The sequence below is a fragment of the Mangrovibacter plantisponsor genome, assembly GCF_003182475.1.
Classification (GTDB): Bacteria; Pseudomonadota; Gammaproteobacteria; order Enterobacterales; family Enterobacteriaceae; genus Mangrovibacter; species Mangrovibacter plantisponsor.
Window position 1 is genome coordinate 12,137 of record NZ_QGTS01000023.1, and the last position, 25,557, is coordinate 37,693.

General features: G+C 52.3%; 23 protein-coding genes. 9 read left to right on the forward strand and 14 right to left on the reverse strand.

Going from position 1 to position 25,557, the window contains the following annotated elements; translation table 11 throughout:
• The first annotated feature begins 232 nt into the window (after positions 1-232).
• The 5 genes from treR to nrdG all read left to right on the forward strand — a co-directional run bounded on the left by treR (position 233) and on the right by nrdG (position 7,507).
• Positions 233-1,198 (forward strand): trehalose operon repressor TreR, encoded by a 966-nt coding sequence (gene treR / locus DES37_RS23855; protein WP_110028105.1) that lies wholly within the window; start codon positions 233-235, stop codon positions 1,196-1,198.
• 148 nt (positions 1,199-1,346) lie between these two features.
• Complete coding sequence (treB, locus tag DES37_RS23860; RefSeq protein WP_036114173.1) at positions 1,347-2,765, forward strand: PTS trehalose transporter subunit IIBC; 1,419 nt, start codon at positions 1,347-1,349, stop codon at positions 2,763-2,765.
• Between the two features lie 59 nt (positions 2,766-2,824).
• Positions 2,825-4,489: an alpha,alpha-phosphotrehalase gene (treC, locus tag DES37_RS23865; RefSeq protein WP_110028106.1), complete on the forward strand. Its 1,665-nt coding sequence runs from the start codon at positions 2,825-2,827 to the stop codon at positions 4,487-4,489.
• A gap of 415 nt (positions 4,490-4,904) precedes the next feature.
• Positions 4,905-7,040 carry an anaerobic ribonucleoside-triphosphate reductase gene (gene nrdD, locus DES37_RS23875; RefSeq protein WP_036114163.1) on the forward strand — a complete coding sequence of 712 codons (2,136 nt, stop codon included), beginning with the start codon at positions 4,905-4,907 and terminating at the stop codon, positions 7,038-7,040.
• 2 nt (positions 7,041-7,042) lie between these two features.
• On the forward strand, positions 7,043-7,507 hold the full coding sequence (gene nrdG, locus DES37_RS23880) for an anaerobic ribonucleoside-triphosphate reductase-activating protein (RefSeq protein WP_110028108.1): 465 nt from the start codon (positions 7,043-7,045) through the stop codon (positions 7,505-7,507).
• A 169-nt stretch (positions 7,508-7,676) separates the two neighbouring features.
• Here nrdG and DES37_RS23885 read toward each other — a convergent pair whose 3' ends face one another.
• The 11 genes from DES37_RS23885 to pmbA all read right to left on the reverse strand — a co-directional run bounded on the left by DES37_RS23885 (position 7,677) and on the right by pmbA (position 17,438).
• Positions 7,677-9,593, reverse strand: coding sequence for a BglG family transcription antiterminator (locus DES37_RS23885; protein WP_036114206.1), 1,917 nt, complete (start codon positions 9,591-9,593; stop codon positions 7,677-7,679).
• Positions 9,594-9,649: 56 nt separating this feature from the next.
• Entirely contained in the window at positions 9,650-10,390 is a 741-nt protein-coding gene (gene dagF / locus DES37_RS23890; protein ID WP_110028109.1) for a 2-dehydro-3-deoxy-phosphogluconate aldolase, read from the reverse strand.
• A complete protein-coding gene (locus tag DES37_RS23895; RefSeq protein ID WP_110028110.1) occupies positions 10,387-11,505 on the reverse strand; it encodes a DgaE family pyridoxal phosphate-dependent ammonia lyase in 1,119 nt (372 codons plus the stop codon). The genes dagF and DES37_RS23895 overlap by 4 nt, the downstream gene beginning before the upstream one ends.
• On the reverse strand, positions 11,489-12,622 hold the full coding sequence (locus DES37_RS23900; RefSeq protein WP_110028111.1) for an amidohydrolase/deacetylase family metallohydrolase: 1,134 nt from the start codon (positions 12,620-12,622) through the stop codon (positions 11,489-11,491). Before DES37_RS23900 ends, DES37_RS23895 begins: the two co-directional genes overlap by 17 nt.
• A gap of 45 nt (positions 12,623-12,667) precedes the next feature.
• Positions 12,668-13,312, reverse strand: a complete 645-nt coding sequence (locus DES37_RS23905; protein WP_036114150.1) for a DUF4310 family protein — start codon at positions 13,310-13,312, stop codon at positions 12,668-12,670.
• Between the two features lie 11 nt (positions 13,313-13,323).
• Positions 13,324-14,100 (reverse strand): DUF4311 domain-containing protein, encoded by a 777-nt coding sequence (locus tag DES37_RS23910; protein ID WP_036114147.1) that lies wholly within the window; start codon positions 14,098-14,100, stop codon positions 13,324-13,326.
• Positions 14,101-14,341: 241 nt separating this feature from the next.
• Positions 14,342-14,638 carry a DUF4312 family protein gene (locus tag DES37_RS23915; protein ID WP_110028112.1) on the reverse strand — a complete coding sequence of 99 codons (297 nt, stop codon included), beginning with the start codon at positions 14,636-14,638 and terminating at the stop codon, positions 14,342-14,344.
• Complete coding sequence (locus DES37_RS23920) at positions 14,638-15,003, reverse strand: SFCGS family glycine-rich protein (protein ID WP_110028113.1); 366 nt, start codon at positions 15,001-15,003, stop codon at positions 14,638-14,640. The genes DES37_RS23915 and DES37_RS23920 overlap by 1 nt, the downstream gene beginning before the upstream one ends.
• Before the next feature lie 10 nt (positions 15,004-15,013).
• Positions 15,014-15,346 carry a glycine dehydrogenase gene (locus DES37_RS23925; RefSeq protein WP_051691490.1) on the reverse strand — a complete coding sequence of 111 codons (333 nt, stop codon included), beginning with the start codon at positions 15,344-15,346 and terminating at the stop codon, positions 15,014-15,016.
• 302 nt (positions 15,347-15,648) lie between these two features.
• Positions 15,649-16,038 carry a cytochrome b562 gene (gene cybC / locus DES37_RS23930; RefSeq protein WP_036114201.1) on the reverse strand — a complete coding sequence of 130 codons (390 nt, stop codon included), beginning with the start codon at positions 16,036-16,038 and terminating at the stop codon, positions 15,649-15,651.
• Between the two features lie 47 nt (positions 16,039-16,085).
• Positions 16,086-17,438 (reverse strand): metalloprotease PmbA, encoded by a 1,353-nt coding sequence (gene pmbA / locus DES37_RS23935; RefSeq protein WP_036114140.1) that lies wholly within the window; start codon positions 17,436-17,438, stop codon positions 16,086-16,088.
• A gap of 93 nt (positions 17,439-17,531) precedes the next feature.
• Here pmbA and yjgA point away from each other — a divergent pair, with 93 nt between their 5' ends.
• Together yjgA and DES37_RS23950 are read left to right on the forward strand one after the other, a co-directional pair.
• A complete protein-coding gene (gene yjgA, locus DES37_RS23940) occupies positions 17,532-18,086 on the forward strand; it encodes a ribosome biogenesis factor YjgA (protein ID WP_036114137.1) in 555 nt (184 codons plus the stop codon).
• 414 nt (positions 18,087-18,500) lie between these two features.
• Positions 18,501-19,709: an aldose 1-epimerase family protein gene (locus DES37_RS23950; RefSeq protein WP_036114131.1), complete on the forward strand. Its 1,209-nt coding sequence runs from the start codon at positions 18,501-18,503 to the stop codon at positions 19,707-19,709.
• 166 nt (positions 19,710-19,875) lie between these two features.
• On the opposite strand, the gene DES37_RS23955 is transcribed toward DES37_RS23950, so the two are convergent.
• The 3 genes from DES37_RS23955 to DES37_RS23965 all read right to left on the reverse strand — a co-directional run bounded on the left by DES37_RS23955 (position 19,876) and on the right by DES37_RS23965 (position 23,537).
• Positions 19,876-21,399 carry a nucleoside hydrolase-like domain-containing protein gene (locus DES37_RS23955; protein ID WP_110028115.1) on the reverse strand — a complete coding sequence of 508 codons (1,524 nt, stop codon included), beginning with the start codon at positions 21,397-21,399 and terminating at the stop codon, positions 19,876-19,878.
• Positions 21,400-21,501: 102 nt separating this feature from the next.
• Positions 21,502-22,515 carry an ROK family protein gene (locus DES37_RS23960; RefSeq protein ID WP_110028116.1) on the reverse strand — a complete coding sequence of 338 codons (1,014 nt, stop codon included), beginning with the start codon at positions 22,513-22,515 and terminating at the stop codon, positions 21,502-21,504.
• Between the two features lie 233 nt (positions 22,516-22,748).
• Entirely contained in the window at positions 22,749-23,537 is a 789-nt protein-coding gene (locus DES37_RS23965; protein WP_110028117.1) for a MipA/OmpV family protein, read from the reverse strand.
• A gap of 126 nt (positions 23,538-23,663) precedes the next feature.
• On the opposite strand from DES37_RS23965, the gene DES37_RS23970 reads away from it, so the two are divergent.
• Together DES37_RS23970 and DES37_RS23975 are read left to right on the forward strand one after the other, a co-directional pair.
• The gene (locus tag DES37_RS23970; RefSeq protein WP_110028118.1) at positions 23,664-24,356 is read left to right on the forward strand and encodes a response regulator; all 693 of its coding nucleotides are present in this window, start codon (positions 23,664-23,666) and stop codon (positions 24,354-24,356) included.
• Entirely contained in the window at positions 24,353-25,546 is a 1,194-nt protein-coding gene (locus DES37_RS23975) for a sensor histidine kinase (protein ID WP_110028119.1), read from the forward strand. The genes DES37_RS23970 and DES37_RS23975 overlap by 4 nt, the downstream gene beginning before the upstream one ends.
• Positions 25,547-25,557: the final 11 nt, after the last annotated feature.

Below are 25,557 nucleotides of genomic sequence, written 5' to 3' on the forward strand. Positions count from 1 at the left end.
CCGGTAAGGTGAAAAAAACAGGTCTGGTGCATTTCTGGTGGAATAACCACGCCACCAGGCCCACGTTTAGCGCGCGTATAGTACTCCCTGTTGTGTAAACGGCAGCTCAACCAGGGTGAGTTCCGCTTTTCTTGCTGGCAAACACTTTTCTTGCAGGCAAACAGGGGAAATCTGGCGCGTCAGGCATTATTATACCGGCGACGCCACTACCAACCTGAAGGATGACCCTGATATGCCAGAACGCCTGACAATCAAAGATATCGCCCGGCTCAGTGGCGTTGGCAAATCCACCGTTTCCCGGGTGCTGAATAATGAAAGCGGCGTCAGTGAGAAAACCCGTGAGCGGGTGGAAGCGGTAATGCTCCAGCAAGGGTTCAGCCCTTCACGTTCCGCCAGAGCCATGCGCGGGCAAAGCGACAAAGTGGTGGCGATTATCGTTACCCGCCTGGATTCCCTGTCAGAAAACCTGGCCGTTCAAACCATGCTGCCGTTGTTTTATGAACAAGGCTACGACCCAATTATGCTGGAAAGCCAGTTTTCGCCAGAGCGTGTTGAAGAGCATCTGCGTGTGATGCGGTTACGCCATATCGATGGCATTGTGTTGTTTGGCTTTACCGGCATTAATGAAAGCGTTCTGGCAGGCTGGCGTGATTCACTGGTTTTACTGGCCCGGGATGCCCCGGGGCTTGCTTCAGTCTGTTATGACGATAACGGCGCTATCGCGCTTTTGATGCAGCAGCTTTACCAACAAGGCCACCGCCATATCAGTTTTCTTGGTGCACCCCACAGTGATACCACCACGGGTCTGCGCCGCCACCAGGCTTACCTGAGCAGTTGCGAGCACTACCAAATCCCGCCCTGCGCTGCCCTGCCCGGGCTTGGCATGCAGCAGGGCTATGACCATATCGCCAGTGTGTTAACCCCAGCCACTACGGCACTGGTCTGCGCAACAGATATGCTGGCAATTGGTGCCAGTAAATATCTGCAGGAGCAGCATATCACTCACCTGCAATTAGCCAGTGTGGGCAACACACCGTTAGTGCGTTTTCTGCACCCGGAAATTATCACCGTGGATCCGGGCTACAATGAAGCGGGCGAGCAGGCTGCCCGGCAATTAATTGATCAGATCAACCACCAGCAGTCGCCCCGCCAGATAGTGATCACCGCGCGGCTGGCTCCACCAATAACCACAGGCTGATCCCCCGCGCTTCATCAGGCAAAAGGCGATTTATTGTGATCATCGCCCTGGTTAGGGAACGTTCCCATTTTAACCCAATACGAAAATAGCTACCCTGCGGGCAGGCAAAACACGCTGATGCCTTTACCTACCTCCACAGGGATTTACCATGAAAAAAATTAACCCGCAGGATATTGATACGCTGATTGCACTGGTGGGTGGCAAGGAAAATATCGCCACCGTAACCCACTGCATTACCCGGCTGCGTTTTGTACTGAATGATCCGGCGCTGGCTCAGCCAAAAACCATTGAAACCTTGCCAATGGTGAAAGGCTGTTTTACCAATGCCGGGCAATTCCAGGTGGTGATTGGTACTAACGTTGGTGACTGGTACCAGGCGCTGCTGGCACACACCGGGCAAAGCTCCGCCAATAAAGACCAGGTGAAGCAGGCCGCACGCCAGAATATGAAATGGCATGAACGCTGGATCTCCCATTTTGCCGAGATCTTCTTCCCGCTCCTGCCGGCACTTATCAGCGGCGGGTTGATCCTCGGTTTTCGTAATGTCATTGGCGATGTGCCCTTTCGCAACGGCGAAACCCTGGCGCAGGTGTACCCGGCATTAAAAACCCTGTACGACTTCTTATGGCTGATTGGTGAAGCTATTTTCTTCTATTTGCCTGTGGGGATTTGCTGGTCGGCAGTGAAGAAAATGGGTGGGACGCCCATTCTGGGGATTGTGCTGGGCATCACGCTGGTATCACCCCAACTGATGAACGCCTACCTGCTGGGTAGCCAGGTGCCTGAAGTGTGGAACTTCGGCTGGTTTACCATTCAAAAAGTGGGTTACCAGGCGCAAGTTATTCCGGCACTGCTCGCCGGTCTGGCGCTGGGCATGATTGAGACCCGGCTCAAACGCCTGGTTCCTGATTACCTCTACCTGGTGGTGGTACCGGTCTGTTCGCTGTTACTGGCAGTTTTCCTTGCCCACGCGCTGATTGGCCCCGCAGGCCGCATGATTGGTGACGGTGTTGCCTTTGCAGTACGCCACCTGATGACCGGTAGTTTTGCCCCAATTGGCGCCGCGTTGTTCGGCTTTCTCTATGCCCCACTGGTGATTACCGGTGTTCACCAAACCACGCTGGCCATCGACATGCAGATGATTCAAAGCATGGGCGGTACACCTGTCTGGCCTCTGATTGCGTTGTCCAATATTGCTCAGGGTGCTGCCGTTGTGGGCGTTATCCTGGTCAGCCGTAAACAAAATGAACGTGAAATCTCTGTCCCTGCCGCCATTTCCGCTTTTTTGGGCGTCACTGAACCTGCTATGTACGGCATTAACATGAAGTACCGTTTCCCCATGCTGTGCGCCATGACAGGCTCAGGGCTGGCCGCGTTGCTGTGCGGGTTAAGTGGTGTACTGGCAAACGGCATTGGCGTGGGTGGTATCCCGGGTATTCTCTCCATTCAGCCACGTTTTTGGGGCACCTTTTCACTTGCCATGGCTGTCGCCATTGTTGTGCCCATTATTCTGACCACGGTGCTGTACAAACGAAAAAACCATCAGGGCACATTGCAGGTGATTTAAGTCTTTACTTCACAGGCGGCTTACCCGCCTGTTCCTTTTTGATGATGCAGGAAAGCACAATGACAGCAACTCTGCCCTGGTGGCAAAACGGTGTGATTTACCAGATTTACCCGAAAAGTTTTCAGGATACTACCGGCAGTGGCACGGGTGACCTGGCCGGTGTTATCCAGCGGTTGGACTACCTGCAAACGTTGGGTGTGGACGCCATCTGGCTGACGCCGTTTTATGTTTCTCCTCAGGTTGATAACGGGTACGACGTTGCCGATTACCAGGCCATTGACCCGGCGTACGGCACCATGGGCGATTTTGATAACCTGGTTGCAGCAGCCCACCAGCGCGGTATTCGCATCGTTCTGGACATGGTGTTTAACCACACATCCACTGAACATGCGTGGTTCCGTGCAGCAGAAAACCCGCAAGACCCACACCGTGATTTCTATATCTGGCGCGATGGCACACCCAATACACCGCCTAACGGCTGGCAGGCGAAATTCGGCGGCAGTGCCTGGCAATGGCATGCCGCAAGCGGGCAGCATTACCTCCATTTGTTCGCGCCTGAACAGGCAGACTTAAACTGGGAAAACCCGGCAGTGCGCCAGGCGCTCCAGCAGATATGCCATTTTTGGGCAGACAGAGGCGTTGATGGCCTGCGGCTGGATGTCGTGAACCTGGTGTCCAAACACCCCGGCTGGCCGGAAGATATCCCCGGTGGTGATGGCCGCCGTTTTTATACCGATGGCCCGCGCATTCATGATTTTTTGCAGGAATTCAGCCGTGAAGTGTTTGCTCCGCGCCAGTTAATGACTGTCGGTGAAATGTCGTCGACATCGCTGGAGCACTGCCGCCAGTATGCCGCGCTCGATGGCCGCGAATTATCTATGACATTCAACTTCCATCACCTGAAAGTGGATTACCCGAACGGGCAAAAATGGGCCCTGGCCGAACCGGACTTTATCGAACTGAAAAAGATTTTTACCTGGTGGCAGCAGGGCATGCACAACCAGGCGTGGAATGCGCTGTTTTGGTGTAACCACGACCAGCCGCGCATTGTGTCCCGTTTTGGGAGTGAAGGCCCGTTGCGGGAAGTGGCGGCAAAAGCTCTGGCGCTGGCGCTGCATGGGTTACAGGGCACGCCGTATATCTACCAGGGTGAAGAGTTGGGCATGACCAACCCGCATTTCCGCACCATTGAGGAATACCGCGACGTAGAGAGCCTGAACATGTTTGCCGCAGGGCAGCAGCGTGGTGAAAATGAGGCAACACTGCTGGCAGTGCTGGCCAGTAAATCCCGCGATAACAGCCGCACACCAATGCAGTGGGATAGCAGCCCACATTCTGGCTTTACTAAGGGAACACCCTGGATAGGCGTGTGTGAGAATTACCCGGAAATTAATGCCCGTGCCGCACTGGATAACCCGGATTCAGTGTTTTACACCTACCAGCACCTGATTCGCCTGCGTAAAACACACCCGGTAATAACCTGGGGCGACTATGAAGACCTGCAGCCCGATGCACCAACATTGTGGTGCTACCGCCGCACCTGGCAGGGCCGGCAACTGGTGGTCGCCATCAACCTCAGCCCGCAGCCACAAACCTGGGCCGGTTGTGCTTTGCCAGGTACAGCACAAGTTCTGGCGGCCAACTACCCTCATCCACCATTACAACCAGAAGGCATCACATTGCGGCCCTTTGAAGCTGTCTGGTGGCAGGCATCCTCCGATTAATCCTGGTTATTCCCAGGGACTCAGGCCAGGCTGAAAAAGCTGGCCTGAAATGTTTGCATAATCAGCATATTTTGGTTGTTTTTTGAACGCGATTAAGAAAAAAGTTTGACTGCCTATTTCACGTTCAGCCAGCAAGCCGCGCCATAGCTTCTCCGCCAGATTACTTTGTCCTGCATCAAAAAAAACGCAAACATGTTTGATGCAAATCACTACATGTAGACACTAAAATGCATTCCTCAACTACATATTGTAGTAATCATCTGTTATACCTTACTAAGGCCACATTTCCGCAAGGGAAGTATTTGTGGATAAATCGAGGCAAAGAGAAGGGCTTTCTGGCGTATTCCTGATACATAGCGCCTTATTTCTGAACCTTTGTTTCTGTGGAAAACCTGTTTTTAAAAATGGAGAGATCATGACACCGCACGTGTTGAAAAGAGATGGGTGCAAAGTACCTTTCAATTCAGAGCGCATTAAAGAAGCCATTCTTCGTGCCGCTAAAGCTGCAGGTGTCGATGACGCAGACTATTGCGCCACCGTCGCAGAAGTCGTCCGTGCACAAATGGAAGGCCGTAGCCAGGTCGATATCCATGAAATCCAGACCGCTGTTGAAAACCAGTTAATGGCCGGAAACCATAAGCAACTGGCGCGCGCTTACATTGAATATCGCCATGACCGTGATGTCGCCCGCGAAAAACGCGGCAAGCTCAACCAGGAAATACGTGGTCTGGTAGAGCAAACCAACACGGCTATCCTCAATGAAAATGCCAACAAAGACAGCAAAGTCATCCCCACTCAGCGTGATTTGCTGGCCGGGATTGTGGCTAAACATTACGCCAAACAGTATCTGCTGCCCCGTGATGTCGTACTGGCTCATGAACGTGGTGAAATCCACTATCACGATCTGGATTACTCGCCCTTCTTCCCCATGTTTAACTGCATGCTGATTGATTTAAAAGGCATGCTGACTCAGGGCTTTAAAATGGGTAACGCGGAAATTGAACCGCCGAAATCCATTTCTACTGCCACGGCGGTTACTGCACAAATTATCGCGCAGGTTGCCAGCCATATTTACGGTGGCACCACTATTAACCGTATTGATGAAATTCTGGCGCCATTCGTTACTGCCAGTTTCCAAAAACACCGTAAAACCGCAGATGAATGGCAGATCCCTGATGCCGAAGGTTATGCCCGCTCACGCACTGAAAAAGAGTGTTACGATGCCTTCCAGTCTCTGGAATATGAAGTTAACACGCTGCATACCGCGAATGGCCAGACACCTTTCGTCACCTTCGGTTTTGGGCTGGGTACCGGCTGGGAATCCCGCCTGATTCAGACATCTATTCTGCGTAACCGCATTGCCGGGCTGGGCAAAAACCGCAAAACTGCGGTGTTCCCCAAACTGGTCTTCGCGATCCGTGATGGCCTGAACCACCGTGACGGTGACCCGAACTACGATATCAAGCAACTGGCTCTGGAATGTGCCAGTAAGCGTATGTACCCGGATATCCTGAATTACGATCAGGTCGTGAAGGTGACCGGTTCCTTTAAAACACCAATGGGCTGCCGCAGCTTCCTGGGTGTTTATGAAGAAAACGGCGAACAGATTCACGACGGGCGTAATAACCTTGGGGTTATCAGCCTGAACCTGCCGCGTATTGCGCTGGAAGCCAAAGGCGATGAAACCGAATTCTGGAAACTGCTGGACAGCCGCCTTGAGCTGTCGAAGAAAGCCCTGATGACACGTATCGCCCGCCTGGAAGGTGTAAAAGCCCGTGTTGCACCGATTCTGTATATGGAAGGGGCATGTGGTGTGCGCCTGAAAGCCGATGATGATGTCGCGCAAATTTTTAAAGACGGCCGTGCGTCAATTTCGCTTGGGTATATCGGCATTCATGAAACCATTAACGCGTTGTCCGGTAACCGCCATATTTATGACGATGAAAAACTGCGCGCAATTGGCGTTGCCATTGTCGCCCGCCTGCGTAAAGCAGTGGACGAATGGAAAGAAGAAACCGGCTACGGTTTCAGCCTGTACAGTACCCCGAGTGAAAACCTGTGCGACCGTTTCTGCCGCCTGGATACCGCCGAATTTGGCGTAGTGCCTGGCGTAACAGACAAAGGCTATTACACCAACAGCTTCCACCTGGATGTGGAGAAAAAGGTTAACCCTTACGACAAAATCGATTTTGAAGCACCGTACCCGCCGTTGAGCAATGGGGGCTTTATTTGCTACGGAGAATACCCGAATCTGCAACACAACCTGCGCGCACTGGAAGATGTGTGGGATTACAGCTACCAGCATGTTCCGTATTACGGCACTAACACGCCTATTGATGAATGCTATGAGTGTGGTTTTACTGGTGAGTTTGAGTGCACCAGCAAAGGCTTCACCTGCCCGAAATGCGGCAACCATGATTCTTCACGGGTGTCTGTTATCCGCCGTGTTTGTGGTTACCTGGGCAGCCCGGATGCACGCCCGTTCAATGCCGGTAAGCAGGAAGAAGTGAAGCGCCGGGTGAAACACCTCAATAACGGCCAGTTGGGTTAATTATGAATTACCACCAGTATTACCCGGTGGATGTGGTGAATGGCCCCGGCACCCGGTGCACGTTGTTTGTCGCCGGTTGCGTTCATGAATGCCCCGGTTGCTACAACAAAAGCACCTGGCGGGTGAACTCCGGGGTGCCGTTCACCCAGGAAATGGAAGACAGGATAATCGCCGACCTGCAAGACACCCGGGTGAAACGCCAGGGGCTGTCGCTGTCTGGTGGCGACCCTCTTCACCCGGCCAATGTGCCTGCTGTGTTACGGCTGGTGCAGCGCATATGCCGCGAGTGCCCGGGCAAAGACATCTGGGTCTGGACCGGTTACCTGCTGAGCGAGCTGAATGATGCACAGCAAGAAGTTGTTGCGCTGATTAATGCGCTGGTTGATGGCAAGTACATGCAGGATTTACGCGACCCGGCGTTGATCTGGCGCGGTAGCAGCAACCAGGTTATCCACCACCTGCGTTAAAGCCGGTGAAAGCCAGTTGAAGTAATAAAAAATACAGCACCTACCATATATGATATGGCGCGGTGCTGTATTTTTTTGTGATGGTCTCCGCCTGTATTTTCGGTGGGCTTTCGGTGTGCCTTACAGCAAAATTTTTCCCAGTGCCCGTCTTGTTGTTGTGCTGAACAGGCTAGCTCTGAGCAGTATTCAGGCAGGATACCGCCACGGCTTTAAATTCAGCAAAATCCCGGCAGTCTTTCAGTAATGGCATACGCTGCTCGCGCAAAAACGTCACAAACAGGTCGTAAATCGCCATCGCTTCTTCATATTCTTCTTTACTGATAGCCAGCAGGAAAATCACTTTTGCTGTTTCGTCTCCCCAGGGAATACCTTGTGGGGCCAGTACGGTGTACACCACGGTTTTATGTGCCAGCAAACCCAGCGAGTGTGGTAACGCAATGCCGTCGCCCAGCATGGTACTGACAATAGCTTCACGCTCAGTCACTGAAGGCAGGAAATCTGGCCCGACAACGCCTTCGCTCTCCAGTTGCTGGCACAGGCTGGTGAACAGGGCCTGTTGGCTGACGGGCTTATCGATAATGCGAAAATAGCGCGCATCAAAAAACCGCTCCAGCATCCAGGGGCGGGTGCGGTCCACCAGCACCAGCTTGCCTATTTGCTCTACCTGGTAATCGGAAGGAAACGGCGACATGGTGGCAACCGGTTTGTCTTTTTCCGCCAGCCGCGCAGTGCTGATAACAAAGTCTTCGGCAACGGTGTTCAGTTGTTCGTAATCCCGCAGGGAGATAATACGTGTGACTTCAATTTGCGGGTATTTACGCACCAGTTGGGCCTGAATCATGCGCACGGTGGAATTACCGGTATCGCACACCAGCAGCACCTGTGGGTTACGTTGCCAACCTATGTCGTAGTGGCGTTCCAGCCCGACACCGATATGCAACACCAGAAAACCCACTTCATTTTCACTAATGGTGTATGGCGTATGTTTTCCCCAACTGGCAACTGCCGCAAGTGTCATATCCCACGCCAGCGGGTAATGCTGTTTAATATTTTGCAGCAATGGGTTGGGAATATGGATTTGGTAGCGAACCCGCGTAATCATGGTTTTAATGTGGGTCAGCAAATCGGCGTGCAGTTGCTGGTCGCGGGTCAAATCGTAATTATAGTGGCTGTTGATATAACGCAGAATGTAGCTGACCAGCGCTTCGTCGTCATCGGCGCTAATAGCACAAGGGTCGGCATCCAGAATACGGCGTGCGGCAAAATGCACCTGTAACCAGTTTTCTTCTGCATCTGACAGCGCTTTGCCGCTCAGGTGCTGTAACAGGTGGCTCATGGTACTGGCGGCCTGGCGCACAGGTTCATCTACGTTGTCGGCGTGGAAACTGGCAATGGGGTAACCTTCACTAATACGCCGCACGGCCACTGCGCAATAAAACCTGAGAAAATCAACGCTCTCGTCTGTCATGCGGATGGCAAACTGCTCAAGGCAGTTTTGCAAAGTGGGTTCCAGTGCCGCCAGCACACCGGAATTCAGCGCTTCTTCTTGTATTAATGGGCTGTCACTGTCCTGCTGGCTGATTTGCCACAGTAAGTCCGTCAGGCATGCCCGCACAGCGGTTTCATCGCCGAACAGTTTCATGCCATGCCGGGGCCTTGCTTCAATCGACAAATTATAGCGAGCCAGCACATCGCGCACTTCCGCCATATCGCCCTGCAACGTTGCCCGGCTGATAAACCATTCATCGGCAAGGTCTTCAAGTTTGAGGGAAAACGCCGAAGTTAAAAACCGCACCAGTAAGTAGTTAACCCGGTCGGCACTGGTGCGGGGAACGCGTAATGGTGCCTGGTGTTGGCTTTGTAACTCACCAAAACGGCCCGGGTCGTTAACCCGCAACTGGTAGCCGGTTCCCCGGCTCAAAATAAATTGCGCGCCATGGCAGGCCAGCAATGTATTCAGTGCCGTAATATCTGCCCTGACTGTGCGGGTGGAGACAGCCAGGCGGCGAGCCAGTTCATCCTGAGGCAGTGCTTCGTTTTCCAGTAAACAAAACAACTGCGCCAGCCGTTGGTTGGGAAATCGCACGTCTGTGTCCTCTGGTGGCACGGGCGCCCCAGTGCGCCCGTGAGTCTGAATAAGGGTTACCCCAGATATTTTTTAACACTGTTGAGCAGGGTACGCACATCCCCTGGCCGGGTTTGCCCGGTGTTTTTCTCAATAATGGAACTGTACACGTGCGGAATAATGCGTTTAACACCCGCTTGCAGTGCTATGCCGAGGATGGCCTCAAAATTGTCCAGGTCAATCCCCCCGGTGGGCTCCAGCCAGAAATCCTGGCGTGCGCAGGCCTCTGCAACCGCAATATATTCATCACGGCAGGCTAACCCGCCCATAGGGAAATATTTCACTGAACTGCCGCCCATATCTTTCAACAATGCAATAGCGGTATCAATGGGCACAATGCCATCCGGTGCCTGGCTGCTGAGTGGCCCGGTTGAGATTTTTACTAACCCGGGTGTGCCTGTGGGGGAAATCAGGCCATTCACTACAGTGTCGTTTTGCCCTAATAATGCTCTGCTGACGGCAACCCCGGTGAACACCTGGTTAACGTGCTGTGGCTGTATCTGGCGAGAGATTTCGCTCACCATGGCCGACTGCCCAGGTGAGCCTGCACCCAGCCCCACCGAAACCGCGTTGTTGATGAGTGATGCATATTCGCGCATGTCTGCCACTGCGTGTTCTGTATCCGGGTAATTTTTGGATAACATGCCAACCAGCACATAACCTTCTGCGGCTTCATAGATATCCACCGCATTCTGGTGGGAACCCGCCAGAACATTCAGGCACACGCGGTCCTGGTAAAAACGAGGGCTGAGGCTCATGCTGTTGTCTCCTTGTTCAGTACAGCGCGAATGCTGTGGAAAATCGTCATTAATTGTTGGGCATCAACACTGCGGACATCGGCTTCGACAATGCCGCTGTTGGCTTTATAACCCCGGAAATAAATAGCGTGTTCGCCTTGTTTGAGTTGCTCCAGCAACTGGCCTGTGGGCAGGCCGGTTACCGCTTCATTGAAGGTCATTTCCGCCCGGGCGATATCCCGGCCAGCCGCATCCCACACCACTCGCGCCTGCACGCCATCCAGTTGGTTAAGCGCCTCAATGAAAGGGGACATCTTCGCCACCATTTGCTGCCCGGTTTCGTGCTGTGCATGCAGATATTGTTCAATAGCGCAGGCGAGCCCCAAAATACCTTCTTTGCCCACTTTCATTGCCCGGCCAATCCCCGCAGACTGGCGCTGTACCCAGCCCACCCAGGGTTGCCGGCCAACCACCAGGCCACTGGTTGGCCCTTCCAGGGCTTTAGCCCCACTGTAAATCACCAGATCTGCTCCGGCCTGGTAGTAGCAGCGCAGATCTTCCTCTGCTGCGGCGTCCACTATCAGTGGCAACTGATGCTCCCGGGCTACCTGCGCGGCTTCGCTAACCGTCAGCATGCTTTTCTGCACACAGTGGTGCGACTTGATGTACAGCACCGCGGCGGTTTGCGGTGTGATGGCAGCAGCAAGTTGCCGGGCGCTGCATTCGTTGGCGTAGCCTGCTTCTACCAGCCTGCCGCCCCCCAGGGCAACCATCGCGCCAACCGGTGCGCCAAAGTTCACGTTGTGGCCTTTTGGTAGCACGATTTCGTTATGGGTCAGTGGCGTTTCATGCAGGTGAGTTAACAACCAGTCGTCATCTTTGACCAGTACTGCCGCCACACTTTGTGCAATCCCTGCCGAGGCACAGGACACAATGGTTGCCGCTTCGGTATCAAGCAGCCGGGCAATGTACTGCCCGGTCTTTTCAACCAGGTCATGCATTTCAAAATAGTGCTGCATCCCCTGCGTAACTGCATCCACAACCGCTCTGGATGGTGTGGACACGCCCAAAATAGTCATGCGGCCAGATGCATTAATGACCGGTTTAACCTGATATTTCTCATACACTGAAGACATGTTCGGCCTTCCCTTGTTCTGTCAAAAACCATGTTCCAGCCCGCATTGCAGCCAGCGGAACGATGCATTCTGATGCCGCCAGCACACTTTGCTCACTGTCGGTAAGTCCCCCCTGGTATGGGCGCACATCGAACAGAGTGAAATCGGCATCCAGCCCTGGTGCTATACGGCCTTTGCGCACCAGGCGCAGCCCTTCGGCTGCATGCTGCGTGACGCAGGCCACCACTTGTTCCAGCGTCATGCCAAGCGCAAGGAACTTCGCCATCACCAACGCCAGGCTTTTGACTGGCCCGTCGATACGGTTACGGCAATAGATGTCGGAACTGATGGTGTGCGGCAACAACCCCATGCTGATTGCTTTTTCAGCCACGGCAAAACTGAAGCTCGCAGTGCCGTGCCCGACATCAAAGCGGACACCCCGTTGTAACGCCTGCCGTACTGCGCCGCGCAGTTCGCCGGAAGGGGAAAAAATGCGATTTGGCTTGCCGTTAAAACAGTGGGTCAGGATATCGCCCGCAGACAACAGCGCGGCGATTTCATCCAGGTCTGGCGGCGTATTGCCTACATGCACCATCAGAGGCAGGTTGCCATTTTCCTGCTGAATCACTTTTGCCCGCTGCAAAGGTGCAATGCCATTTTCCCCCACCACACTGCTGCTCATGCGGGCTTTCAGCCCGACGATAAAATCCGGGTGGCGTGCTACCGCCAGGCTGACCGCACTGGCATCAATTTTTGCCATATCCGCCAGTTCATTCTGGGTAACCAGCCCCTGGCGCGCGATATTAAGCAGAGCATAAACCTCGGTGACTGCCTCACGGGTCAGTTGCCAAAAGTCATCGATGTCATCGGCTCCGGTACTGCCGGCATCCACCACCGTTGTTACGCCCGTGGCAACTCCCACGCTGTCGGGTTCATCGTGGTAAATGGGGGATTTGGGGTAACAGTGCACATGGCTGTCTATCCACCCGGCACTGAGGAAAAAGCGCCCGCCCAGGGTTACTTCTTGCCGGGCCGAGGTATTAATATTACCGACTTGTGCAATCACCCCCTGGTGAATGGCGATATCAGTAATGCTACCGTCGACCAGGCGAGCCCTGCGCAGGATCATATCGAACATAACTACTCCTTACGCCAGCAGGCAATGCGCCCACTGGCGTGGTATTTAGCTGATTGCGATAGGGAAAATGGCGCCAAGCACCATGGCACCCAAAATAGCGCCACCGGTAATCGGCTTCTGCCACAGGTAGAACACCAGTGCGCCTGCCAGAGCACCCAGGCCAATAGGAATAGAGGCGCTAATGGCACTCAGAATGATGAGCGGGCCAAGAAAACGGCCAGAGGCATTCCCGGCCCCCATCATGACATCGGCCCCGTAGGTGGAATCGCTCTGGTTAATGGTGAATTTACGCGCCAGGATAATGATGTAGCCAATCGCCAGGCCAAGTACTAACCCTGTAGCCAGTGATGCGGCAAAGTTTGCTACCGGAAACACAATACCTGCACCAAGCAATAAAGCCGGGACACCTAAGCCAACGCCGGTTTGAATTGCTCCGCCGATATCCAGAATCCCCACCAGCGAGCCTTCAATAATACGGGCAAACAGAAAACTGGCACCAAATGCGGCTACCGCTCCGTAAACCCCGGTATCCATACCTGAGCGCAACATCGATACAAACGCCACTTCATTGAATGCGCCAATACCATACAGGTAATACATGTGCGTTCCGGCGAATACCCCTGCAGATAACAGGCCAACAAAAATAGGGAATGACCAGTCTGCGTACCAAAAACCTTTGTTATCTTCCATTTGTTTTCCCCTTATTTACCGCTCAGCGAGTTATGCAGCAGTTCAAGCCAGTTCGGTGCGCCAAGGCGGAACGACTCAAGGAATTTCAGATCAAATCCGCGGAAGAAGGCACTTAATACAAACAGTGTGATAATCGCTGTCATCATGATTTTGGTGACTTTGTTCCATCCGCTTTCTTCCACACCTTTCCCGACAAGGATGCCCAACACCAGGCCTGGAACCGCATTCCCCATAATCATTTGTGCCAGGCCGCCAAAAATGGTGGCCCATAAGCCCGAGCGTTTTCCGGCATCAATCGCAGCCAGCCAGAAAATAACGGGCATAACGGTATTGACCAGCAGGTTAGCCGCAGGCACCAACACTTTGACTGCCGTTACCTGCAAAGCAGCGGGTACGGCAGATGCCGTAGAGTTCAGGAAGGCCACCACCACCATGCCAACCAGGCCACAGGCAATCGCCATTTTTTTAGGGTTATGCAGGGTTTGGGTGATATCCCGGTTTTTTATCATGAGAGCAGCAACACCCCAGTTGGGGATAATGCGGTGGTCAACATCCTGGGTGAATGACCCGGCGGCAACCGAAGAAGCCCATGCGTTAAAGAAAAACCCCAGCCCAAAGGAAAAGTGTGATGCCGGGTCGCCTTCGCAGGCATTCAGTTCACCCAGCGTACGGAATGCACCCATACCTTGTGTCACCGGTGCATGGAACATACGTGCGGCGCCGGCCCCAACGCCCACACCGACCAGCCCGCCAATAATGAGCGATTTTATTAATATGATGAAAAACATACGTCCTGCCCTTTTTGTTTTTATACACAAGACCTTTCAGGATGCGTAACGGCACAGAAATACCGCTGCGCAGGTGCAGCCAACAAGAAAAACACCTGAAGGATGCCGTGCATAGGTACCGTTTGAGCTCCAGATTGCTGGCGTATGGGCAACCCATACTCGCCTGAGTACTGGCAATTGTCCGCGCGGGTACTGCGTAACCCGCTGCCTGCACCCCGAATACCCTCGGGTATCACGTTATTTACTGAGCGATAAAATCCACCTGTTCTGGATCTATCGCCGTCACATTGACGGTGACTTCCAGCTCAACGCTGAATGTCCGTCGTTCACGGCGCAGAAAGAAAAACAGAAACGCCTCTTTCCGCACAAACTGGCGGGCGGCAATGACTTTCACATCCTGTGGTTCAATGCGCAGTAATACCTGTGAAGAGCCTTTCAACACCTCACGCTGGATATGGGAAAACGCATCGGAAAAAGCAGCCGCTTTCGAGATGCCCTTTCCCTGCACGCTAACGGTGGTTGTTGATAATTGTTTCATCAGCCGTTGCCGTATTTTTTCTGCCAGGCTTCAACCAGGCGAATACCCAGTTCTTCGATGTCCATAAAACCAAACCCGAGGACATTGCAGCCTTCTTTAATTGCAGTAACGCCTTCATCCACTGAGCGCATGCCGTATTTGGCTTTGTAACCATGTTTATTCTGGGCTGTAATTGCCCCGGCACCGCCACTGCCACAAAACGAGATGCCAAAGGTTGCCTGTTCAGCTTTCATGACATCACCCAGTTTCATATCGGCTGCGACACCCGGTACCACAACCGCGCGCCCACCCGCTTTTTCCACACCAACTGCAACCTTCTGCCCTTTTCCCAGGCGGTCGCCAATAACCACTGTAATTTGTTCCACTGTGCGCTCCTTAACTGACACCGTTTTCTTTTGCTACGGCGAAATGGACAGATAACAACCAGACTTCTTCCTGGGGTAAGTTGCCGAAGATATCGACCACTGTTTTAGCCAGTTGCATTGCCGGTTGCGGGATCTCATCAAACAAACTGGCGTCCACTTCGGGCAACGGTTCGCCACTTACTGAGCGCCACGCCATGGCCCGAAGATGCGACACCAGCATTTGTTGCTGCACTGGCGTCGGAAAAATTCCTTTTTCTGCCAGCAACTGCTCTACCTGGCGTAGTACCTGCCCGGCCAGCGCCGCAGCATGTTCTTCCTGAGAAGCCCCCGTATTCAGGGCCATTTTGTTATCCACGCGACTTACCTTGATTCGTTGAGATGCTATTAAGCTATCGCGCGCGCGCGGGGGTTTGTAGCAAGTTGTTTTCCACTTCAAAGTGGAAAAACAGCGGCAGGGAGTGATCTGTTTCGCATTACGCCATAACGATAAACAAAAACACTGGCAGCCAGCCTCTGGCAGGCATGAAACATGGGGGAAAGCAGGAAAAACAGAGAAGAGGCAAACAAAATGCCCCGGTAAACCGGGGCACTATAATAAGACGGGCTTATCTTTCAGCTCATTGAGGCTGGCTAACCAACAAAGGATTAGCGGTATTTCTTATGGTAAGTATTGCGGGTTTGTTTGAAGTTTTCCGCGGCAGCCTGCGCTTCTTTTACTTTGCCTTCATCCGCCAGTTTCAGCGCGCCGTCAATCTGACCAACCAGCATATCCAGCCCATGGCGGTAATCTTTCATTTCCGGGCTGTCGCTGGCTTTACCATCCAGTTTTTCCGGTGTGGACTTTTTCGCGTCTTCTGCTGCCTGGCGCATATTGGTCAGTGCCGTTTTAAGTTCACCGGCATCTTTGGTGCTCATCACGGTTTTATAGTTTTGGGCCAGCGTGTCCATATCTACGCCAAGGTCTTCCGCCAGTACCGAAGTACTTACCAAAGAGAATGAACAGGCCGCTAACAGGGCTAACAGTGTTTTACGCATTGGCTCACCTTTTTTATAAAGGGTGCGGCAGGTCGCACCCGAAAACATTACTGACCGGCGATTTTCATTTCCGGCAGTAATACCGAACCGCATTGAATATTACTTCGGGTCTCAATATCGTCACCGATGGTGACCATATTGCGCCACATATCTTTTAAATTACCGGCAATAGTGATTTCACTCACCGGGTACTGAATTTCACCATTTTCTACCCAGAAACCGGAAGCGCCACGGGAATAATCACCGGTAATACCGCTGACACCCTGGCCCATCAGTTCCGTTACCACCAGGCCGGTGCCCATCTCTTTGAGTAACTGCTCAAAGCTCAGGCCACGACCGGCAATGCGCCAGTTATGAATCCCGCCCGCATGGCCTGTGCTGTGCAGGCCCAGTTTCCGGGCTGCGTAGCTGGTCAGAAGCCACTGTTGCAACACGCCATCTTTTACAATATCGCGCCGGGTGGTACGCACCCCTTCACCATCATAAGGGGAAGACGCCAGCCCTTTTAACAGGTGCGGGTGCTCTTCAATAGTCAGCCATTCTGGCAGGATTTGCTGGCCCAGAGAGTCCAGCAAGAAAGTGGATTTCCGGTACACCGCACCGCCACTGATTGCCCCTACCAGGTGACCAAACAGGCCAGTTGCCGCTTCTGCGGCAAAAATAACAGGCGCTTTCATGGTAGATAATTTTCGCGGAGATAAGCGTGATAAAGTGCGTTTTGCACACTCTTCACCCACCCACTCGGGTGATTCCAGGTCGCTCATTTCGCGGCCAATAGAATAGGCATAATCCCGCTCCATACTGCCGTTGGCCTCGCCAATTACGCAGCTGGATAAAGAGTGGCGGCTGGAGCAATAGCTCTGCAGCATGCCGTGGCTGTTACCAAATACTTTGATGCCGTAGTGGCTGTTAAAGCTGCCGCCTTCGGTGTTGGTTATACGTTTGTCGGCCTGTAGCGCAGACTGTTCTGCGCGGGCAGCCAGGCTGATAGCCTGCTCCGGAGAAATTTCCGCCGGGTGGAATAAGTCCAGATCCGGGGCTTCAAATGCCAGCAACTCTTTTTCCGCCACACCAGCGCACGGGTCTGGCGAGGTATACCGTGCGATATCCACCGCCGCCTGCACTGTGCGGGCAATCGCCTCTTTGCTCAAATCCGTAGAGGAAGCGCTACCTTTACGGTTTTGCGAATACACCGTGATTCCCAGCGCGCCATCGCTGTTAAACTCTACGTTTTCGACTTCGCCGTAACGGGTGCTTACGCTGATACCCGTCGTTTTACTGACTGCGACTTCTGCGCCATCCGCCTTACCGGAGGCCAGTTCCAGCGCATGGGCTACCGCTTCTTCCAGTGCTTTACGTTGTTGTGCAACTTGAGTGATTACTTTCATCGCCAATGCCATAATGTAAGGTAAGTTAATTGACAGTCTAACAGAGAACCATTTCGCAGTGCGCACCTTAACTGGTAGTATTAGCCTCTTTTTAAGGAGCCTGATATGACAAAACAGCCTGAAGACTGGCTCGATGACGTCCCCGATAGCCAAAACGAAGAGGACGAAGATGATGAAATTATCTGGGTCAGCAAGAGTGAAATTAAGCGCGACGCAGAAGAGCTGAAACGTCTCGGCGTTGAGTTAACTGAACTTGGCAAAAACGCGCTGGATAAAATCCCACTGGACCAGGACCTGCGTGCTGCAGTGGAACTGGCACAACGGATCAAGAAAGAAGGCCGTCGCCGCCAAATCCAGTTGATTGGGAAAATGCTGCGCCAGCGTGATGTGGACCCGATTCGCCAGGCGCTTGATAAGCTGAAAAACCGCCACAACCAACAGGTTGTTGTGTTTCACAAGCTGGAAAGCCTGCGCGACCAGTTGATTACTGGTGGCGACGAAGCTATTGAGGAAGTACTGCGCCTGTATCCGGATGCTGACCGTCAGCAATTACGTTCCCTGGCGCGTAATGCGAAGAAAGAAGTTGCTGGCAATAAACCGCCCAAATCCAGCCGCCTGATCTTTCAATACTTGCGCGATCTGGCCGAAAACCAGGATTAATCTACCGGCTGCCATTCTGAATGGCAGCCAGTTTTATTCACTATCCCAATGGCGGTCTGTTTGTTGCTGCTTTTTGCTATGCCAGCTGCCAGTATTTCTCACTCTACTCATATTGCAGCCCTGCCACTTATGCCCCGGGTACTCCCCTGTACCAGCATGTTTTTCTGACCCGCCTTCAGGTGCTGAATTATATTTCCGACTCCAAAAGCTGAATCGTTACAACAAAACAGATTAAACAACGCAAAATTAAAGCAACAGATCAGTTGTTACATCGTAAATTCAGATCCACATCCCATTTATTTACATAAAATAACACTTAATACTGTGAATTGAAGAGGATCACATTTTCTTGTTACCCGAGAAATTAGTCTTTGCTGAAACAAACATAATCGATTCAGCAAAAAGGATATTCCGATGAAAAAAGCTCTGATCCTCTCTACCCTCGCGTTACTGATTTCAGGACAAGTGGCAGCCAAAACCTGGGTGCTGACAGACACTGAAAGCAATACAGAACAAGGGAACTGGCATATTTCCAGCCATCAGCTGAACATAAAATCCTCGCCGTTCAGCATTGAGCAAACCGTGCTGCATGGCGGCAAGCAGGAAGGCAGTAAACTGCTGGTTATCAAAAGCCAAAATGGCCTGACTATTACCCTGATCCCCACCCGGGGCATGGATATTCTGCATGTGGAAGGGTTTGGCGTGCGGATGGGCTGGGATTCCCCGGTTAAAGAGGTGGTCAACCCGGCGTACATGAATCTGGAAAGCCGTAACGGGCTGGGCTGGCTGGAAGGGTTTAATGAAATGATGGTGCGTTGCGGTTATGAATGGACCGGGCATCCCGGCACAGCTGATGGCCAGTTGTACACCCTGCACGGCAAAGCGGGGAATACACCGGCGTCTAAAGTGGAAGTGAGCGTAAGCGACAGCGCACCTTATACCATTACTGTACGCGGCTTACTGAAAGAGAGCACCTTTAAAAAAGCCGATTTGCAGACCCAAACAGAATTGCAATATGTCCCGGGCAGCAGCCAGTTCAGCATTCATGACGTGCTGACCAATAAAGGTGATTACGACCATGATTACCAGATAATCTATCACAGTAACTTTGGTCAGCCGATTCTGGAAGAAGGCGCACAGTTCCTCGCACCCATCGCGCAAATCAGCCCGTTTAATGACTATGCGAAAAAAGGCCTGAGCACCTGGCAAACCTATGCCGGCCCAACCAAAGGCTTTGACGAGATGGTGTTTAATATTGCCCCTCTGTCTGGAGCCAACCACCAGACACTGGCTGCAGTGGTGAATAAAGCGGGCAACAAAGGTGCCGCCATTCACTTTAACACCACACAACTTCCGGTTCTGACACTGTGGAAAAATACCGATACGCTGAAACAAGGTTATGTGACCGGCATTGAGCCTGGTACCAGCTATGCCTACCCGGTAACCATTGAACGTGAACAGAAACGTGTGAAACAACTGGCACCAGGCCAGAGCGCACACTTTGATTTAACCTACCAACTGCTGCACTCCGCAAACGACGTAAACCAGATTAAACAGGATATCGCCACGATTCAGGGTGACCAGAAAGTAGAGGAAGTCAGCACACCGATGGCTAAGGAGTAAGACTGCCTTGCCCGCAGGGATGCGGGCTCTCCGACTGAGTCAGATTATTTAGCTATGATTACAGGCAAGTGTCGCCGGGCAAAGCAACAATGTGGTCATTCCCGGATTCAAAACCCGGGCACCCGGTGCAATAACAGGCCCCCCGAAAGCTGCATGTCTTACGCAATTATTCCCCACTCACAATGATTCGGCGGTATGACGTGAGCGAAGGCGTCCCCGTGTCTGTCACAGCCAAAATAATGTGTTCTGTTCCAGGGCGATGAATTTTCACACTCGCTTCACGGCCACTTTGCTGAGTTATCTGTAGCACTGCAGGTGCACTGAGGTAGTCCTCTCCACGCACGCCCTGAACCAGTTTACTGTCTATCTGTTTTGAAACAGCGGAAGTCGCTTCCGGATAGGTAAACCACTTATAGCTTAGTGAATCGCCATCTGGGTCGTGAGTGCCTTCAGCCGTAAGTTGTACTGTGGAGCCAACTTTCCCGGTAATAAATAATGGCTGCTGCCCCGATACACCGTTCACTACCACCACTGGATTATGGTTAGCGTGCTTGAAATCCTTAATGGTCCAGTCCATACGGGCAGCAAAGTCATGCTGAAAGGCTTCACGCCAGCGCCAGATAGTTGCCTGATTAGAGGTATATTGGTGCCCATCCGTACCCTTTACTGTATCCGCGCCATTGGGGTTACCCGGGAAAAAATCTCCGCCGCTGGTCCAGACAGGATGCGGTTCATTTTGAGGAGTGCGCACAATGTACCGCCCACCCCACCCCCCCCAACCGGGATTCATTTCACTACCAAGTCCATTGCGAATTAACCCAAGGAATGAAGGTGTATCTCCTTCCATTATGAAGGCATACTGGAGATAACCTTTTCCCATTGGTCCTTTGCTGCGGATATTCTTATCCAGCCATGACTGCGAAACCGTTGTAAAGTCGGCTCCCGCCCCATTCCGGTAGTAACGGTCTCCACTGATGCCGGTCCAGGTTGCACGTGAGTAATCCTCCCCTTGTTGGTTTGAAGGATCCACAATCCAGGTGATATTCGGGTAATGTACCCGCACCCAATGCCCGGCGTCATCCTGGTCGGAAATCGAGTAAACAATAAGGTTTTTCGTTAGCGTAACAACGTTACCTGCCGGATGCCGGGCAGACAGATCCGTCAGTGCCTGTGCCAGCGTGTTGGCGCCACCCCACAACGTGATATACAACGGTTTCTTGCTATCCGTTGAGCGTTCAATGGCTTTCGCCAGCAATTCAGAACCTGCTGAGGATTTCCCTGGCCCTACATCAGCCATTCCATAACCGCTCTGGCCTGACGCGATAAGTGATTTAAGTTGCGCAGCACTGGGATAATCCGGTTTATGTTTAAGTAAATTAGGTTGCACTTCAGCGTAGTGGCTGAGAACCAGTTCCATTTTTTCCGGGCTCACTTTACTACGCTGCCAGGTGGATGTAGTGGCCACCAGCCCTTCAATATTCATTTCATTGCTGTATAGCAAAAAGCGAGTCAGAGACATCTGGTCGTCAGGTTCATTACCGATATCGGATAACACAAATACACGCGGTTTATCCTGCCAGGGGGTGACTTTGGCAGCCATTGAGTGAACAGATTCCGCAGAAATAGCATCGAAGGGGAAGGCGAAGGTTGCAGCAAGCGTTAGCGCTGCGGCTATATACTGGCGTTTCATTTTTATCCTTGTTACCTCTGTTGATGATGATTCAACTTAGTTAACACAGGAAACAAAGTAAAAAAAAATGCTTCTGAAATGGTATTGGGATCACATAAACACTTATGTTATCAGTGTGGTAATGGCATCGGAACTCAGCCGAATTAACCCTTTCATACTGTAATAGCGCTGAGTTTTAATGTAGCGCAACTGGATATTCTTGATATGAGGATCAGGGTGGCTGGCTAACTGTTGTTCAATTTGGGAAATAAAATTTGCAGGAACATCGTCAAAAAACTCACCAGTCAAAATCACATGTTTAATATTGTGAACTGTGGCCGTACAGTAAATGGCAAACAGTAAGGCATCAATGCTGGCGGTAATTTGTTGGTCATCAGGAGCCTCTGCAAAGGCAGTTTCGAGTCCCCCCGGATAAGGCAGGTGTACTATTTCAGGATAAAAACCGTTGTCACCAAATACGGGCTTCCCATCAATCCAGTAACCAAACCCAAGGCTGCCAAAACCCGGCATTAAGGCAATCCACGAACCTTTGAGCCCTTCCTGCTTACCCAACAAATAGCTGGAACACCAGGCAATATTGACCACTGAAACACTTAGCCCGGTAACAGCCATTACCTGGTCGCGCAGTGAGATATTATCCTGTGTAAATGTAGGGCTCCACCGGACGACGCCGGTATCCTGCTCAATGCCTCCCTGCAATGCGATGCTGATATGTTTAAGTTGCCCAGAGTTTATCCCCGCAGACAAACAAACCGATGACACCAGTTCGTTGACTTTACTGGCAAATACTTCTGAGGAAACAGGTTCACTAAACAGATATTGTGTGGCAGAAACGCTTTTCTCCCCGGTATTATAATCATCCAGTGTGGCTTCAAGACTCAGAGCCCTGACCATAATATTGAGGCTGTAATAGTGGCGCTTTTTTACCGTCAGCAAAGTCCTGGGGCGGCCACCGCCTGAGCTCTGCTGTTCGGTCTGTTCAATAATGCCTTCATTAAGCAGCACATTGGTAAGCTTGGTAATATAAGGGCGTGTCACTTCAAGCTGTTGAGCAAGTGAAATGCGTGATTCGGGTGAACTGTGCAAAATATTCAGCAATTGATGCCTGAAGTTCATAACGTCCTCAAATAGAAATAGCGCAATAAGATATAAGCAATTCGCCTATGGTTAGCTTTTTCAAAAAAAAATGAAAGCAATTGATTTGCTTTATCCCGGCAAGATTCACCCCCTGTTCCACGCCATATGGCTACTGAACAGGCATTGATAAGACAGGTCTTAAGCAAAAACTACGTATCGCCGGGACTCAGATTTAACCGGCCCTGGTTCAAAGAACTGGTCGCGCGCATTTCTCAGAAGGAATACAGCACACCCAATGTAGTTCCCACTTCATTGCGGCGGGATACAATTTGGCTGTCTGCAGCATGGGAGCCCAGCCACTGGTAATCGACACTGACCAGAACGCCCCACTGCTCAGTTAGCTGGTGCTCCCATGTCAGGCTGGTATCCACACCGTAAAACCCGCCGGGCGCTGAATAGAATGAGTAACCTGAACGACGGCTCTGCCTGATGTTGACCCCATAGTTCGTATTCATGTAACGGCTATCGCCAAATAAGGCCGCTGAGCTTAATGCAACCGTGTCCGTGCTTGTCTGCCAGGGAAGTAGCGTGACAGAAGTCTGGTAACTCACGCCCTGGCTTTCGCTCAGAGGCAGAGTAGCCTTGCCTTCCAGAGTCAACCAGGAAGTGGCTGACCAGCCAACCGCAATGGCTGTATTCACTGTCGGGTTGATGTTCCCCATCCCTTTCAGTTTGTCACTACCATCCCGCCAGAGGGAATTACGTTCTGAACGCCCCAGGTTGTACCCCAGTGTATGCTCCAGCCAGAGCCCATTGTCACTTTGCAGGTCGTATCCCACGCCTTTCTCTGAATCCAGAAAGAATGCGCCATCACGGGCCTGTACAACAGGAACCATCAGCCAGTTACGTTTGTCTGAGCCACTGTAACGGGGGGTATTTTGCCCGGCGATGCCAATTGAAAGGCTGCGCTGTGCAGGGCTGGTGTCGTCGGCACGTACTGCCGTTGCTGTGCCAGTGAGAGCGAAACAGGCCATATACAACTTCAGTTTTCTGGCTATCATTGTGGCTTCTCCGTACCTGTATTGTTAACGGGCCATTGTCAGGGTGGCCGGGTGTGCCAGTGAATATACGGAGGCAGTGTCAGTAAACTGTCAGGGGTTTATTAAGAAACGGTCAAGGCGGTCTGAATGTCCGGAAAACGAATACTGATTATTGAAGATGATACAGATGCGGCAGATGTGTTAAGTGCATATTTACGGCGAGAAAACTACGAAGTGAGTGTTGCGGGTGATGGGTTGTCTGGCCTGGACATGAGCCAACAGTTGCGCCCTGACCTTATATTGCTTGATGTGATGCTGCCAGGCCTGAATGGCACAGAAGTGCTGGCAGCAATACGGCGCAAAAGTACCACGCCCGTCATTATGGTGACCGCTATGGGCGATGCGCCAGATAAAATTGGTGCATTGCGATACGGGGCAGATGACTACGTGGTCAAGCCTTATAACCCAGGAGAAGTGGTTGCACGCGTGCAGGCAGTTTTGCGGCGGGTATTCCGGGAGCCGGAAATACAGCTATTGCGCTGGCAGACACTGGAAGTTGACACCTCGATGATGACAGCAGGAGTGCGTGGCAACGACGGAAAGCTGGGGTTGATCGATTTGACACCAACAGAATTCAGCTTACTGACGGTATTGATGGGGGCACCCGTTCGCCCTTTTTCACGCCAGGATTTACTGGAGCGTTGCCTGCCAGAGAGCGATGCTCTGGAACGGGCGGTGGATACGCACATTTATAACCTGCGTAAAAAACTGGAAGCTGTCGGCATTTCTGACGTACTGGTCAATGTGCGTGGTATTGGTTACCGGTTCCGTCAGCCATGAAAACTTTACAGCAACAGACATTATGGCGCTGGATCTGCGTGCGGGTACTGGCACTGGCTGTGGGTTCCGTTGTGGTTATTGCCTTATGCATGTGGTTACGTTTCGCCATTGAAAATATCTGGATACTGCACCATATGCCCGCGGATTTGCGTAATGAGTTTGTGCAGTTACGCTCGCACCCGGAAGCCAACCCTGCCCGTTTCCATGAGATTATTGATGCATGGTGGGGAATAAGCTATTCCGACCCGTCGATAGCCTCAGCCGACTGGCTGACTGTCGGGCTGCTGGTCGTAGTCATCATTCCTTTCATCGTGTTTTTTGGGCTACGTTCCGCCCGGCCACTCTCCGTGCAGTTCAGCCACCTGGCAGCGGCGGCGGGTTCAGTCTCTGCAGGTAATTTCAGCACACGGGCAGCACAGGTTGACGGGGCTCCGTTGGAAATGTCCCGATTTACCCAAAACTTCAACGCGATGATGCAGCAACTGGCACGCTATGAACGCGAACTAAGGGCTTCGCATGTTGCAATGGCTCATGAACTGCGTTCACCGCTTACTGCCGCTATTGGGCGATTGCAGGGAATGATCGACGGCGTATTTACTCCTGAGCCCAGACAACTGGAAATGGTGATGAAGCAACTCCAGTTGCTTAGCCGCCTGACTGATGAATTACACTTGTTATCACTGGCGGATGCGGGCCAGCTCAGTCTGCATAAATCGGTAACAGACCTCGCCGGGTTACTGCATGAAAAAGCGGCATGGCTGGCGCCACAGGCGCAGAGTGCCGGAATGGCGCTGCATGTTATCGCTGATACTCCCTGCCCTTGTGAAGTTGATGCCATCCGCCTCGGCCAGGTTGTGACTATCGTAATGGAAAACGCGCTGCGGTACGCCTCTGAGGGCGGTTCACTGACTGCGTCAGTGCGGAAAACACCAGACGGGTATGCAATGGCGTTTAGTGATCAAGGCCCGGGTGTGGCAGCCGAATTTTTGCCAGTGATGTTTGACCGTTTTACACGCGGCGAGTCATCACGGGCGCGGCACTCCGGCGGTAGTGGCCTTGGCCTGTCGATTGCACGCGCTATCTGTTTGGCTCATGGCGGCGCTATCCATGCTGCGCAAGGTGCCGATAAAGGTCTGGTTATCACCATCACGCTTCCTGCCAATAATTCAGTTATCTTGACACGTTCCTGACAGATTGCGGG

Bases quoted from the DNA above. Each gene is read 5' to 3' on its own strand.
- treR (WP_110028105.1), top strand. From the start codon at position 233: ATGCCAGAACGCCTGACAATCAAAGATATCGCCCGGCTCAGTGGCGTT.
- treB (WP_036114173.1), top strand. From the start codon at position 1,347: ATGAAAAAAATTAACCCGCAGGATATTGATACGCTGATTGCACTGGTG.
- treC (WP_110028106.1), top strand. From the start codon at position 2,825: ATGACAGCAACTCTGCCCTGGTGGCAAAACGGTGTGATTTACCAGATT.
- nrdD (WP_036114163.1), top strand. From the start codon at position 4,905: ATGACACCGCACGTGTTGAAAAGAGATGGGTGCAAAGTACCTTTCAAT.
- nrdG (WP_110028108.1), top strand. From the start codon at position 7,043: ATGAATTACCACCAGTATTACCCGGTGGATGTGGTGAATGGCCCCGGC.
- dagF (WP_110028109.1), bottom strand. From the start codon at position 10,390: ATGAGCCTCAGCCCTCGTTTTTACCAGGACCGCGTGTGCCTGAATGTT.
- DES37_RS23895 (WP_110028110.1), bottom strand. From the start codon at position 11,505: ATGTCTTCAGTGTATGAGAAATATCAGGTTAAACCGGTCATTAATGCA.
- DES37_RS23900 (WP_110028111.1), bottom strand. From the start codon at position 12,622: ATGTTCGATATGATCCTGCGCAGGGCTCGCCTGGTCGACGGTAGCATT.
- DES37_RS23905 (WP_036114150.1), bottom strand. From the start codon at position 13,312: ATGGAAGATAACAAAGGTTTTTGGTACGCAGACTGGTCATTCCCTATT.
- DES37_RS23910 (WP_036114147.1), bottom strand. From the start codon at position 14,100: ATGTTTTTCATCATATTAATAAAATCGCTCATTATTGGCGGGCTGGTC.
- DES37_RS23915 (WP_110028112.1), bottom strand. From the start codon at position 14,638: ATGAAACAATTATCAACAACCACCGTTAGCGTGCAGGGAAAGGGCATC.
- DES37_RS23925 (WP_051691490.1), bottom strand. From the start codon at position 15,346: ATGGCCCTGAATACGGGGGCTTCTCAGGAAGAACATGCTGCGGCGCTG.
- cybC (WP_036114201.1), bottom strand. From the start codon at position 16,038: ATGCGTAAAACACTGTTAGCCCTGTTAGCGGCCTGTTCATTCTCTTTG.
- pmbA (WP_036114140.1), bottom strand. From the start codon at position 17,438: ATGGCATTGGCGATGAAAGTAATCACTCAAGTTGCACAACAACGTAAA.
- yjgA (WP_036114137.1), top strand. From the start codon at position 17,532: ATGACAAAACAGCCTGAAGACTGGCTCGATGACGTCCCCGATAGCCAA.
- DES37_RS23950 (WP_036114131.1), top strand. From the start codon at position 18,501: ATGAAAAAAGCTCTGATCCTCTCTACCCTCGCGTTACTGATTTCAGGA.
- DES37_RS23955 (WP_110028115.1), bottom strand. From the start codon at position 21,399: ATGAAACGCCAGTATATAGCCGCAGCGCTAACGCTTGCTGCAACCTTC.
- DES37_RS23960 (WP_110028116.1), bottom strand. From the start codon at position 22,515: ATGAACTTCAGGCATCAATTGCTGAATATTTTGCACAGTTCACCCGAA.
- DES37_RS23965 (WP_110028117.1), bottom strand. From the start codon at position 23,537: ATGATAGCCAGAAAACTGAAGTTGTATATGGCCTGTTTCGCTCTCACT.
- DES37_RS23970 (WP_110028118.1), top strand. From the start codon at position 23,664: ATGTCCGGAAAACGAATACTGATTATTGAAGATGATACAGATGCGGCA.
- DES37_RS23975 (WP_110028119.1), top strand. From the start codon at position 24,353: ATGAAAACTTTACAGCAACAGACATTATGGCGCTGGATCTGCGTGCGG.